The sequence below is a fragment of the Gardnerella vaginalis genome, from assembly GCF_001546455.1.
Classification (GTDB): Bacteria; Actinomycetota; Actinomycetes; order Actinomycetales; family Bifidobacteriaceae; genus Bifidobacterium; species Bifidobacterium vaginale_B.
In genome coordinates this window covers 23942-37604 of record NZ_KQ956807.1, presented here as the reverse complement: position 1 = coordinate 37604, position 13663 = coordinate 23942, and the positions used below count along the sequence as shown (strand labels likewise).

General features: G+C 41.5%; 9 protein-coding genes, 1 tRNA gene and 1 riboswitch. All 10 genes read right to left on the bottom strand.

What is annotated here, in order from left to right; genetic code table 11:
• Positions 1-110: 110 nt before the first annotated feature.
• Entirely contained in the window at positions 111-1559 is a 1449-nt protein-coding gene (locus HMPREF3216_RS01035; RefSeq protein WP_060786545.1) for an amino acid permease, read from the bottom strand.
• A 51-nt stretch (positions 1560-1610) separates the two neighbouring features.
• Positions 1611-1802: riboswitch (Lysine riboswitch) on the bottom strand.
• 71 nt (positions 1803-1873) lie between these two features.
• A complete protein-coding gene (locus tag HMPREF3216_RS01030) occupies positions 1874-2629 on the bottom strand; it encodes a trimeric intracellular cation channel family protein (RefSeq protein ID WP_060786544.1) in 756 nt (251 codons plus the stop codon).
• Positions 2630-2843: 214 nt separating this feature from the next.
• Positions 2844-4013: a branched-chain amino acid aminotransferase gene (locus HMPREF3216_RS01025; protein ID WP_060786543.1), complete on the bottom strand. Its 1170-nt coding sequence runs from the start codon at positions 4011-4013 to the stop codon at positions 2844-2846.
• Between the two features lie 209 nt (positions 4014-4222).
• Positions 4223-4306, bottom strand: a tRNA-Leu gene (locus HMPREF3216_RS01020).
• Positions 4307-4347: 41 nt separating this feature from the next.
• Positions 4348-5979 (bottom strand): DUF501 domain-containing protein, encoded by a 1632-nt coding sequence (locus tag HMPREF3216_RS01015; protein WP_060786542.1) that lies wholly within the window; start codon positions 5977-5979, stop codon positions 4348-4350.
• 79 nt (positions 5980-6058) lie between these two features.
• Complete coding sequence (locus tag HMPREF3216_RS01010) at positions 6059-6652, bottom strand: FtsB family cell division protein (RefSeq protein ID WP_060786541.1); 594 nt, start codon at positions 6650-6652, stop codon at positions 6059-6061.
• Positions 6653-6771: 119 nt separating this feature from the next.
• Complete coding sequence (locus tag HMPREF3216_RS01005; RefSeq protein WP_060786540.1) at positions 6772-7686, bottom strand: L-lactate dehydrogenase; 915 nt, start codon at positions 7684-7686, stop codon at positions 6772-6774.
• Between the two features lie 214 nt (positions 7687-7900).
• Positions 7901-9196 carry a phosphopyruvate hydratase gene (gene eno, locus HMPREF3216_RS01000; protein ID WP_004111823.1) on the bottom strand — a complete coding sequence of 432 codons (1296 nt, stop codon included), beginning with the start codon at positions 9194-9196 and terminating at the stop codon, positions 7901-7903.
• 170 nt (positions 9197-9366) lie between these two features.
• A complete protein-coding gene (mfd, locus tag HMPREF3216_RS00995; RefSeq protein ID WP_060786539.1) occupies positions 9367-13002 on the bottom strand; it encodes a transcription-repair coupling factor in 3636 nt (1211 codons plus the stop codon).
• Positions 12992-13591, bottom strand: a complete 600-nt coding sequence (gene pth / locus HMPREF3216_RS00990) for an aminoacyl-tRNA hydrolase (protein ID WP_060786538.1) — start codon at positions 13589-13591, stop codon at positions 12992-12994. The genes mfd and pth overlap by 11 nt, the downstream gene beginning before the upstream one ends.
• Positions 13592-13663: the final 72 nt, after the last annotated feature.

The following is a 13663-nucleotide window of genomic DNA, read 5'->3' as shown; positions in this document are numbered from 1 at the left end:
CAACGGCGGTCAAGGCGGTCAAGGCGGTCAAGGCAACGCCCACTAACTCTGATAATTCAATATAAAAAATGCGCTCAGCAAATCACTGAGCGCATTTTTTATATTCTAAATCACTTTGTTAAATCAACTTGATCTAACGGAATAACCTTGGTGTGGTACTTAATCTTGTATCCAACATAAAGCACAATGAACAGCGGCACAGACATATAGGTTATGCCAATTGCCTGCCAATTAAGTGTGTGGAACGATTCAAGATCTTGGCCAACAATAACCAAAATGCACAACACAAGAGCCACAATCGGACCAAATGGATACCACTTAGCTTTATAAACAAGATCATCCAAAGACTTTCCTTGTGCAATATACGCCTTGCGGAACCTGTAGTGTGCAGCTGCGATTCCTGCCCAAGCAATGAATCCAGTCAAACCACTTGCAGCAACTAAGAACATGTAAATTTGCGTTCCAAAAATACTCATTAAGAATGTTAAAAGAGCTACAACAAACGTTGCAACCAAAGATTGCACTGGAACGCCTCTTCTATCTACGTTTCCAAACACCTTTGGAGCGTGATTATCTTTTGCAAGAGCGTAAAGCATTCTAGTAGATGCGTACATTCCAGAGTTGGCTGCCGAAATAACAGATGTAAGCACAACAGCATTCATAATTGTTGCTGCAACTGCCAATCCTGCGCGCTGGAACACAAGAGTGAATGGGCTTATAGAAATATCGCTAGCTTCCGATCCAAGCAAGCTTGGGCTTGTGTATGGAATAATGCATGCGATTACAAAGATTGCAAGAATGTAGAACAAAACAATGCGCCAGAACACTTGCTTTACAGCCTTTGGAATGCTCTTATCTGGTGTTGCTGATTCGCCTGCTGTAATACCAATAAGCTCTGTTCCCTGGAACGAGAAGCCTGCAATAGCAAATGCGCCTAAAACAGCTGGGATTCCGCCAGCAAATGGAGCATTCTTATGCGTAAAGTTGCTTAGCAATGGTGCTTTTCCGCCTAGAATTCCAACAATCGTAAGCAAACCAATAGCCAGGAATATAATAACGGTTACAACTTTAATAATCGAAAGCCAATACTCGGTTTCTCCAAAGCACTTAACAGTAAGAATGTTAATCAAAAGAATAATAACAAGAACTGTTAGAGAAAATATCCAGATTGGCACATTAGGAAGCCAATATTGCAAAACAATTGCTGCCGTGCTTATATCTACAGCAACCGTGATTGCCCAGTTAAACCAATAATTCCAACCCATTGCAAATCCTAAAGCTGGATCAATAAACTTTCCAGAATAAGATGCAAAAGATCCGCTAATTGGCATATAAGTTGCCATCTCGCCTAGAGATGTCATAAGAAAATACACCATAATGCCGATTGCAGCATACGCTAAAAGCGCACCGCCTGGGCCTGCCATGTGGATTGTTGCGCCGCTGGCTACAAATAAGCCTGTTCCAATGCTTCCACCCAAAGCAATCATGGAAATGTGGCGTGTTTTTAAACCGCGATGCACGGTTTGAGATTCAGTAGTTGATGAACTGTTGTTACTCATTGTTTCCTCCTTTTGACAATATTCAAACAGAGGCAAACAGGCAACAGTATGCATGTCGATAGCACTCCGCAGCAAATTGCCAAAATTGCTGCGACAGTCCTTGGCCTATTGAGCCAAGTCCCAGCTTGTAAGGTAGAAAGAATAACCTACAAACTTCGGCGCTCTCCCCTTTTGCAAATCACTTAACGCCTCTTTCTGGCTAATGATTGCTACTCTTGTTGAGCGCGACCTCTGGTCGATGTGTTTTATTATTAAGATAGGCAAAGACAAAGTCTAAACACTAATCGATATTTATTCAGATTAGGCCATATTTTCTAGTTATTTTGATTATTTTTTTCTGCATTTTTTATAGATTTATCGGAAATTTTACGGCTATATGCATTATGTCTGCGATATTTACTTATTTTTAATGGCGATTTGCGATTTGCCGCACCAAAAAGTGTTAAATCAAACTTAACAGACATCAATCGCATTGTGACTACAAGCACAACAATAAGCGTGTCTAAAATCATCTCTGTAATAACGTCAAAATAGCCTGCACGCTGCGCTTTTACAACAAACACCGTTAAAACACACCCAACGCCCGCAGGAAACGCATACCAATGCTTATCTCGAACAATTACAGGAACTTGATTTAAAACCATATCTCGAATTAAACCGCCACCAAGAGCTGTAGCCATGCCCAAAAACACAGACGCCATTCCAGACATGTGAAAATCCAAACCTTTGGCAGTGCCATTTACAGCAAAAAGTCCCAACGCCAAAGCATCCAACGTTAGCATAAACCACTTCCACTCATCGATTTCTAGATGAGCAAAAGCAACAATAACACCCGAAGCAAGCCCCGTAAAAACAAATCCCCTATCCGCAATTCCTACAGGCGGCAAAGCACCAAGCAAAACGTCTCTAACAATTCCGCCACCCAATGCTGTAAGCCAAGACGTTGTGATTATTGCAAAAATATCGTAGTTCTTGCGAATAGCCCACATTCCGCCAACCATTCCACAGCAGCCCATAGCTATGTATTCAACAACAAGGAAGAAAATGTTGTCTCCTAATGCCCCTTCCACAATATTTCCTTTCCAAAGCTATAAAATCGCCTAAACACATTTGAGCGGCAATTTACAACTGTCTAATCTATAACTGTTTATAGCCATATACAACTAATAAGCATACAATTAGCGCGCCACACAATATGTTTAAGCATGATTGAACACACTTAAACACAAAACGTAACGCGCTAATTAACTAAACCTTAGTTAGCTTAATTTAAGCCACTTTCGACTAGTCGCATACCTTCCACATCCAGTTGTGAGTGTCTTCAACATCTCCAAGCTGAATTCCAAGAAGCTCATCACGAAGCTCTTGAGTAAGAGAGCCAACGCCGCCGTCTGCAACCTTAAGATCGAAGTCTTCCGACTTAAATCTTCCAATTGGCGTAATGATTGCAGCGGTTCCGCAAGCAAGAACTTCGGTAACTTCGCCAGAACGAATGTCGTCAAGCAAGCCTTGAAGCGGAATCATAGTTTCAACAACATCATGACCCTTTTCTTTTGCAAGCTGAATAATAGAACGACGAGTAACGCCTGGAAGAATGCTGCCAGTTAAAGATGGAGTTTCCAAATGACCGTCTTTGTGCAGAGCAAACATATTCATGCCGCCAAGCTCTTCCAAATAAGTCTTAGTTGCAGCATCCACAAAGCAAACCTGCTCGCATCCGTGCTCAATACCCTTGTATTCGCCAAGCAATGATGCAGCATAGTTTCCGCCACACTTAGCAAAACCAGTACCACCAGGGCCAGTACGGAACCACTGATCTTCTACCCAAATGCTAACTGGCTTTAAGCCTCCCTTAAAGTATGGGCCAGAAGGAGAAGCAATTACGCAATACTCAACCTCGTGCGCCTCGCGAACTCCAAGGAATGGCTCGGAAGCAAACATAAATGGACGCATGTAAAGAGTGTACTCACGCCTGCTTGGCACCCACTCTTTATCGCGCTTAACTAAAGCAGCAACAGAACCAATAAAATCGTCAATAGAAAGATCTGGCAAGTACAAGCGCTTAGCAGAATTTTGGAATCGTGCAGCGTTAATATCTGGGCGGAAAAGCCAAACAGAACCATCGGCGCGCTTATATGCCTTTAAGCCTTCAAAGCATTCTTGCGCGTAATGAAGAACGGATGCGCCTGGATCCATTTTTAACGGGCCGTAAGGCTCAACACGCCTATCGGACCAACCTTCTCCCTTGGTCCAAGACATATGAACCATATTGTCGGAGAAAATTTGGCCAAATGCTGGCTTATCAATAAGCTCAGCTCGCTTAGCGCTAGAAACTGGATTATCATTAGGCAAAACGGTAAAGTTGCCAGCTAATTTGTTTAACAGAGCAGGATCACTATGATCGTAAGAATCGTAGGCATCCTTAAACTCTGGAGCGACTTCTAAATCGGCCATTATGTCTCTTTTCCTATTTGCAATTACTTGTACTTTTTTTGATTGCTTTTATTGCAATTAATGGTATAGATTAGTACGATTCTCAATTAACGCAAGCCCGTATACAAATATTTTTTGTTGAAAAATAAGCATTTAGCCAAAAGATTTACGATTTGCAACAAAGAATTAACACAAATTATGGAAAAAATAATTTCGCAGCGTAAGATTTGTGCCTCTGGTGGGACTCGAACCCACAAGCCCGTAAGGGCGTCAGATTTTAAGTCTGATGCGTATGCCAATTCCGCCACGGAGGCAACAGACACTAATTATGCCATATAAATCAAATAAAAACAACTCAGCGCGTGGCGAGTGTTCTTCGGCCTAAATCTAAAGTGATTCCGTCTAATAATCCATGCTCACTCGCAACAAAAGTTTCAAGCACTCCGCCATGATCTTGATAAGCCGCCTTAGCAAGACGCTCAAGAACGCGACTTAACACAACAGCTCCGCCGCCAACAACATCAACCCTTCCTGGGTGAATCGTAGCGTATGTGCGTCTACGCTCTCGCGTCATATGCAAGAATCGATCGTTAACCGTGTAAGCTTGATCCAAAGCAATTTTTACTCCATCAACAGCCTTATGATCATAATGCTTTAAGCCAATTGCAAGAGCCGCCATAGTTGTAACAGTACCCGAAACGCCAATAATCGTACGCGCTTTGCCAGCATTAACATGTTTTAACGCTTCGTCTATATTCTTATCAATATCTTTAACTGCACAAGATATTTCTTCTTCTGTAGGCGGATCCGTATGCAAATGACGCTCAGTCATGCGCACAGAACCAATATTCATAGAATAGGCCGAATCAACCTTATCTTCAGCAAGATTCACGCCATCTCCGCCTAGAACAAGCTCTGTAGAGCCTCCGCCTAAATCAATAACAAGATACGGAGCTTGCAAATCTTTTCTAGAAACCACACTTGTTGCGCCCAAAAAACTCAAAGCCGCCTCTTCGGTTCCACTAATAACCTCTGGATGCACGCCAAGCTCTTCAAACATCATTTGCTCAAACACGTCTCTGTTTAAGGCATCTCTTGTGGCAGAAGTTGCAACAAAACGAATAGCGTCCACTTTGTGCTCACTAAGAACTTTAGCAAACTCTTTAGCAGCGTCTTTTACGCGCTCTAGAGCATCACTTGCAAACATATGCGTTTCGTCAATCCCCTGCCCCAATCGCACGACTCTAAGCATTCGAGGAACAACATCTTTCATACCGTTTGCATCAACTTTAGCAATCTTTAAGCGAATTGAATTAGTTCCGCAATCAATTGCTGCAACGCATACAGACTTTCCAGACGGCACTTTTAAATCGTCATTTTTAAGGCCAGGATTGCAATATTTTTCGTTTTCAACTTGCGAATAGTCGTCATCGCCCCAAGGCGTAGTGCACTTACAAACATCTGGACTAAACTCACTTGATATTTTGTTTAAAACCATATCTCCAATAGGATTAACACCTTTACCCATTACAAGACTTTGAGCCAGCAAAGCATGCAAGCATTTAACGCGAACTGGCATTCCTCCCGCGCTCATATTTTTAATATGCTCTTCGCTATCGTTTAATCGATTAGCCAACTCTTTACGAAATTCCAAATACGTTTTATGAGCCTGCTCATATTTTTTAGCAACGTCCTCGTTGTTGTTTAACAAATCGTTGCATTCCTTCATAAAACCTTGAGCCTCTAAATGCGAAGCGGCCTTAACAGCTTCTGGGCTTGTTAAATAGCATGTTGTAGGGAAAGGCGTTCCGTCTTCTAAGCATGGACGCGTAATAACAGCAAGAGGCCTGCCACAAACACATCTAGCTCCAACTGCAACCATGCCTCTTGGGAATCTTCCCAATTGACGCTTTACAATATCTTTATCTGCTTTTGATGCAGGATTTTCTAGTAAATGATCCACCAACAACTTTGTGTTTAAACCCATTTTCAACTCCATATGCATTGCATAATCTTAAGTTCTACGTACAACTTTTATTCTTTTTTAATTCTATCTACTTTTAATTCTATCTACTTTTATTATTGGGTTTTTTATTTGTAGATTTTGCATGATTAGTTTTAGATTTATTAGACCTATTCGCATTATTACTAGTGCCATTAGTGCCATTAGTGCCATTTTCTTTAGCCTTAAAGCTCATGTCTTCTGGCTTATCTGCCTTGTGAAGCGCATAGAATAAATCGCTATACCACGGCAATGCTTTTCTATCTTCATACAAAGAATCATCTTTGTTAAACGATTCTGGAACATAGCCTGTAATCGCCTCTGGATGTTCTACTCTAACGGCCTGCTCTCCTGGAAATATAAATCCCAATCTCTCCCTAGCCTGAGCCGCAACATACGCCTTATCTTTCCAGCGTTCCACATCGTTATTAAGCGCCTGTTTTTTATCTTTTAAAGCAGCTTCATCTCTTTGTAAAGCATGCAATTCTGCCAAACTTAAAGCATAATTACGAATTGTAGATATAAGACCAATACAGCAAAGAAATACAACAACTATCATGGAAACAAATACAACTGAACCAGAAAACAGCCTCTTTTTCTTTGACTGATTTGATTCGTCAACTGTATTTGAAGTCATGCGGCGATTTCTTAAAATCATACTTCTAAATTACTTTAAATATTCGACGTGACGCACACGCGTTTATAAAATTGCGGCCAACAGCATAAGCCGCCAACCGCAATTACTTTTAAATTTATTATTAAGCTTTATACTTTAGACTAATCCATTTGAGCTTTGCTCAAAATAGTATCTGCCGAGTGTTGCAATTTTTGCAACTCCTCTTGCGTCAAATCAAGCTGGCATTGCTTAACAATTCCTTCTCTACCAACAATTGCTGGGTAAGAAAGATAAGAATGGTACTCTTCGCGATAGTTAGAAACAGGCATTTGCTCTTTAGAATCCGAAAGAACTGCATCTACCAGTCGAACTGCAGCAGCAGCAATACCGTAGTTTGTGTACTTTTTGCCATAGAACACTGTAAATCCGCCTTCGCGAGTTTCCTCGTCAATTGCGTCTAAATCCATGTTCTTTTCTTTAATAAGCTCTGTTATAGGCTGCTCAAAGACTTTAACAGTAGACCAGGCAACAAACTGAGAATCACCATGCTCTCCCAAGCTATAGCCCTTAACAGCCTTTGGATGCACGCCAAAGAACTTGCCAACAGCTCGATGCAAGCGCGCAGAATCAAGCAATGTGCCAGTTCCAATAACCTGCTTGTAATCAAGACCAGTTGACTCTTTGTAAAGCTGGCAAATAGCGTCGCAAGGATTAGTGACGTCAATCAAAACACCATGGAATCCAGAAGCCTTAATCTTGGCACCAACTTCTTTAACTTGAACGCGATTATTATTAAGCTCTGCAAAACGATCAGGATTAGGAACATCCAAAAGCTTGATATTTCCTAAAGCACTTACGATTACATCTACGTCTTTTAATGCTTCATAATCATTAACCGTAATATTAACGTTAAAAGGCACATTATCCATTGAATCTTCAAAATCCAATGCGTCAGCATTCACCTTTGCCTCGTTTGTATCATAAAGATACAAATCGTCTGCATGACCGCCAACAACAAGTTGATGCGCTACTGCTGCACCAACGTTTCCCATGCCTATAACTGCGACTTTTCTCATATGAAACATCTCCTTCCGTTTTTAGTTTTCCATAAAAAATAGCACTATTTTGATGAGAATAAAAGTAATTTTAGAAAAATTTATATATTTTTTTAAAAAAATCGCAAAAATATACGAAAAACGGCCAATCGCAATCAAATGCGACTGGCCGAATATAGGCTAAGATTTAAAGCTTAAATAAACTCACATAGAATCTATAAAAGCCTCAGTATAGTTACTTCATATACTTCTTGCAAGCCTTGAATGCGCTGTAACCAGCGTACTGAGCAGTAGAGCCAAGCTCTTCTTCGATCTCAAGCAAGCGGTTGTACTTAGCAATACGCTCACCACGAGCAGGAGCACCAGTCTTAATCTGGCCAGTGTTCTTAGCAACAGCAAGATCAGAAATGGTGGTATCTGGAGTCTCGCCAGAACGGTGGGAAACCATAGAAGTGAAGCCATTCTTGGTTGCAAGTTCAATAGCGTCAAGGGTTTCGGTAACGGAACCAATCTGGTTCAACTTTACAAGCAAGGAGTTAGCTGCTCCAAGCTCAATGCCCTTAGCCAAACGCTTTGGATTAGTAACGAGCAAATCATCGCCAACAAACTGCAAACGATCACCAAGACGCTTGGTGATCGCTGCCCAATCATCCCAGCCTTCTTCCTGGAATGGATCTTCGATGGAAACGATTGGGTATTCGTTGATGAGCTTCTCGTAGTAATCAAGCATGTAAGCAGATTCGCGCTCTTCGCCATCGAAACGATACTTGCCAGTTTCCTTGTTGTAGAACTCGGAGGAAGCAACGTCGAGGGAAATACCAATCTGCTTGCCTGGCTCGTAGCCTGCTGCTTCGATTGCATCCATAATGTACTTTAAGGAATCCTCATTGGACTTCATCTTTGGAGCGAAGCCACCTTCGTCGCCAAGACCAGTAGCCAAGCCTTCCTTCTTCAAAACGTTCTTTAAGGTGTGATAAACCTCAACACCAGCGCGCAAAGCATCGCTATAAGTTGCAAAACCGTATGGAGAAATCATGTATTCCTGAATATCGGTTGCAAAATCAGCGTGAGCGCCACCGTTCATAATGTTCATGTTTGGAACTGGAAGAATGTGGCCATTGGTGCCGCCAATATAGCGGTACAAAGGAAGCTCAGCAGACTCGGCAGCTGCATAAAGAGCAGCAAGGGAAACACCAAGAATAGCATTTGCGCCAAGCTTGCCCTTGTTTGGAGTGCCGTCAAGCTCAATCATTGTTTCATCAAGAGCACGCTGATCGCTGGCATCCATGCCAATAACCTTTGGCGCGATTACTTCGTTAACAGCCTTAACTGCTTCCAAAGTACCCTTGCCCTGGTAGCGGGACTTGTCGCCATCGCGACGCTCCCAAGCTTCTGCCTCACCAGTTGAAGCACCAGAAGGCACTAAACCAATGCCCTGAGCGCCATCTTCGGTCTCCAAATAAACCTGAACAGTAGGATTTCCACGAGAATCCAAAATTTCGCGTGCGTATACGCTTTCAATAGCTGCCACAACTACTCCTTATTTATATCTGTTGGTTGTGTAACATATTTAAGATTAATGCGTTTTATGGACGTTATTTAACATAGTAAGTCGCCCAGCTTTAAAGCCAATATTTACACTTATATTTGCACCGCATTTTAAACTTATATGCAATTCTTAAACTAGCACAAACAAAGATTTTACCAATCAATATCTTCTAAAAGCTGCTTAGTGAACTCAATAACATCTTGTTCTTTGGCAGAAGAAGAATCTCCTAAAACAGACGCAAAAGGAGAAGGAAAAATCATTGTATGCGTAACAGGCTTAAACTGAGCGCCTTTATAAATCCTACTCAAACGCATCCAAACAGATTGTGCAGGGTCAAAACCTATAACTCGTACGGATTTTCCTTGCAAACTTATTTGACTAATTCCCATTTTGCTGGCTTTAAATCTAAGTCGAGCAACATCAAACAGTGTTTGCAAAGATTTAGGCGGATTTCCATATCTATCGTTTAGCTCGTCAAAAATATCCTTCAAATCATCGTCATTTTGAGCCTGTGCAATCTTTCTATAAGCTTCTAATCGCAATTTGTCGGAATCAATATAGTTTATTGGAATCGAAGCTTCTATAGGCAAGTCAATAGACGTAGAAACAGTTTCCTTATGCTCTGGCTCTTTGTATTTTTCAACAGCTTCACAAACCATGCGAACATAAAGATCAAATCCAACGCCTTCAATATGGCCACTTTGAGCATTGCCAAGTAAGTTTCCAGTGCCTCTAAGCTCCAAATCTTTCATAGCAACATCGAATCCAGATCCAAGAGCTGTATATTGGGCGATTGTTGCAAGTCTATCGTGCGCCTGCTGAGTCATTGGCTTAGTTGAATCGTACAAAAAATATGCATATGCACGCTCACGACCTCTGCCAACTCGCCCGCGCAATTGGTGAAGCTGACTTAAACCAAACCTATCTGCACGGTCAACAATAAGCGTATTGGCGTTAGAAATATCTAATCCCGTTTCAATAATCGTAGTGCAAACAAGAACGTCAATATCTCTGTGCCAAAAATCGCGAATAATAGTGTCGAGCTGCTTTTCGCCCATTTTTCCGTGCGCAATCGCAACTCTAGCCTCTGGCACAAGTTTTTGAATATTAGACGCAACTTTGCTAATGTCTTCCACTCGATTGTGCACATAAAACACTTGGCCGCCTCTAAGCAACTCGCGTTTAATACAAGCCGCCACTTGCGCGTCTTCGTAAGCTCCAACATAAGTTAAGACTGGCAAACGGTCTTCTGGAGGCGTAGCAAGAGTTGACATTTCGCGAATACCTGTAACAGCCATTTCTAGCGTTCTAGGAATTGGCGTTGCCGAAAGACTAAGAACATCTACGTTTGTGCGCAAAGCCTTTAAAGTCTCCTTGTGCTCAACGCCAAAACGCTGCTCTTCGTCTATAATCACCAAACCTAAATCCTTGAATTTTATGTTTGGATTTAAAAGCTTATGCGTACCAATAACAACATCAACTTTGCCTAATTCAAGGCCTTGTATAGCCTCGTTAATTTCTTTTGCGCTCTGGAATCGGCTCATTGCAGCAACCGTTACAGGGAAGCCAGAAAAACGATTAGTAAAAGTCTCGTAATGCTGTTGAACTAAAAGAGTTGTTGGCGCTAGAACAACCACCTGCTTGCCGTCTTGAACAGCCTTAAAAGCAGCGCGCACAGCAATCTCGGTTTTACCAAAACCAACGTCTCCGCAAATCAGCCTATCCATTGGTATTGGCTTTTGCATATCTTGTTTAACTTCGTCAATAGTCGTAAGCTGATCTGGAGTTTCTTGGTATGGAAAATCGTCTTCAAGATCTTTTTGCCATGGAGTGTCTGCACTAAAAGCAAATCCACTGCTAGACGCCCTTGCAGAATAAAGTTTAATCAAGTCTTGCGCAACTTCTTGAACAGCTTTTCGCGCTTTTTCTTTTGTAGCAGCCCAGTCCGCGCCTCCAAGCTTATTTAGCTTTGGAATCTCTGCACCAATATATTTGCTAACCAAATCAAGCTGATCTGTTGGAATAAAAAGCTTATCTGCAGGAGCATTGCGTTTACTAGGAGCATACTCAATTTCCAAATATTCGCGAGTAGCTTCCCCATTTGAAGTTTTTACAATTCGCTGCCTCATGCCTATAAATTTACCGATTCCATGCTGTTCGTGAACAACAAAATCTCCTGGCTTAAGGTCTAGAAGGTCAATCTCTTTTTTTCTGCGCTTTGGCGTTTTAATCCCATTTGCAGAAGAAGACTTTCCCGTTAAATCTCTTTCGCTAAGAATTGCGATTTTACTTTGCGTATCTATAAAACCATCAACTATACGCGAACTAATCTGCGAAAAATCAAATATTCCAGTTGCATGTACAGCTCGCACTAATCTCGCTAATGTTCCGCTAGCGGCCGCACTAATATACACTTTATATCCGTTAGAAATAAGACTTGATATTCCGCCAGAAATCTTTTCGTTGTCTCCTCTAAATTCTTGAGGAGATTTAATACCCAAGTCTAAATAACTATTTTTTACGAATTTACTTTCGATTTCTCCCTTAGCCTCAACGGTTTCTAACGACTTATCTGCCGCAAAACTGTTTAAGTTAATTACCTGATGATTGTTGTTTTCAAGATTTTCTAAAACACTGTCAAAATCAAGAAAACTCGCCTTATCAAAGGTTATTGGAGCGCCTGCGCCTTTGCCCGATGCAGCAACATGCCAGCTTGCAGCCAAAAACTCATTTGCCGTTTTAACTAAATCGTTAGCTGCTCGTCTGCATTTTTCTAAATCCGAAACCAAAATTATTGCGTTTTTTTCAATAAGATTTTCCACTGGCTCCATATTGTCAACCAACGCAGGAAGCAAAGATTCCATACCCTCTACAGGTATTGCATTTGCGATTGATTCCAACATGTCTTGCGCATTTGGAATCTTACCAATCAAAGACTTTGCTCTCTTTTGAATACCCTCCGTAAGCTGCAATTCTCGGCAAGCTGTAGCCCATACTCTACTAATGTTCTTTCCGTACGTGCGCTGGTCTAAAGCGTGGAATTGCTTAATTGTATCAATCTCATCTCCAAAGAACTCAATACGCACAGGGTGATCCATTGTTGGAGGAAAAACGTCTATGATTCCGCCCCTAACTGCAAACTCCGCGCGGTTCATAACAAGTTCTACGCGATTATAAGAATTTTCTACAAGACGCTTTATAGCAACATCAATAGGAATTTCTTTACCACATTCAAAAACAAGTGGCTCTACATTACAAAGATCTTTAACAACTGGCTGAATAATGGAACGAACAGGCATAACAAGAACGCGAATTGGACCAAACATGTTATCTTCGCCATCTTTGCCATTTTTACTACTTTGCGCATGCTTTAATCGCCTAAAAACCGCCATTCTACTTGCTACAGTATCTGCTCTAGGAGAAAGACGCTCATGCGGAAGAGTTTCCCAAGCCTCTAGCTGAGCAATATCTTGAGGATTCCCATTGTAAAAATCTCGTATGGATTCAAGTGATTCTAAAGCATCTCTACTAGACGGAACTATTAAAACAACTGTATTTTTAACCGCCATTTGTGCAGCAACGGCCGCCCTAGCACCATTTGGGCAGTATACGTTAAGAGGATTAGAAAAATCTTCTTCGAGCAAAGCTAAAGACTTAAACGAATCGTTTTTATTACAAATATCTTGAAGTATATTTTCAAGACACAACTTAGGCGAGCAAGAACTTTGTTCTAATGAATCTTTTAAAACTGGCGACTTTTGCGTAACAGAATCAGCTTTATCTGCCATTAAAATGCTCCTGAGTGGCACTAAGACCGCGGAAAATCACACTTTCTACTGCATCTGCGCCATCTGCCAAAAAGTTAGGAAGATCAGATTTTTGTGCACCAGCAAATCCGCCCAAAACCCAATTAACAGTATTATCGTGAGAATGAGCACCACGCTGAGCATGACCAACACCCATTCTTACTCGCGCATAATTAGGAGTTCCAAGGCTGCGATCAATGGAGCGAATACCGTTATGGCCTCCAGCAGAACCTCCAGCTTTTACTTTAATGCGTCCAAAATCCAAGTCCATATCGTCGTGAATAACAACAATATGATCTGGCTCAATCTGATAATACGCACTTATAGAAGATACTGCAGCTCCAGAATCGTTCATAAAAGTAAGTGGTTTTGCAAGGAAAAACTTTGCCGACTTACCGTCTAAATTCATAACACCCTTGCCAAGTTTAGATAGGCCTTTATGATCCGAAAACTGTACCGACCAACGCTCAGCAAGACAATCCGCAACCATAAACCCCATGTTATGACGAGTACCTTCGTACTTAGATCCAGGATTGCCAAGGCCAGCAATAAGCCAAAAATCCGAAGCCATAATTCACACCCAATCTTATAACTCAACAACAAAACGGGCGTACCGATTGAAGTTGGATTATACAACTACCCG

Bases quoted from the DNA above. Each gene is read 5' to 3' on its own strand.
- HMPREF3216_RS01005 (WP_060786540.1), bottom strand. From the start codon at position 7,686: ATGAGAAAAGTCGCAGTTATAGGCATGGGAAACGTTGGTGCAGCAGTA.
- HMPREF3216_RS01025 (WP_060786543.1), bottom strand. From the start codon at position 4,013: ATGGCCGATTTAGAAGTCGCTCCAGAGTTTAAGGATGCCTACGATTCT.
- HMPREF3216_RS01015 (WP_060786542.1), bottom strand. From the start codon at position 5,979: ATGGGTTTAAACACAAAGTTGTTGGTGGATCATTTACTAGAAAATCCT.
- HMPREF3216_RS01035 (WP_060786545.1), bottom strand. From the start codon at position 1,559: ATGAGTAACAACAGTTCATCAACTACTGAATCTCAAACCGTGCATCGC.
- pth (WP_060786538.1), bottom strand. From the start codon at position 13,591: ATGGCTTCGGATTTTTGGCTTATTGCTGGCCTTGGCAATCCTGGATCT.
- mfd (WP_060786539.1), bottom strand. From the start codon at position 13,002: ATGGCAGATAAAGCTGATTCTGTTACGCAAAAGTCGCCAGTTTTAAAA.
- HMPREF3216_RS01010 (WP_060786541.1), bottom strand. From the start codon at position 6,652: ATGATTTTAAGAAATCGCCGCATGACTTCAAATACAGTTGACGAATCA.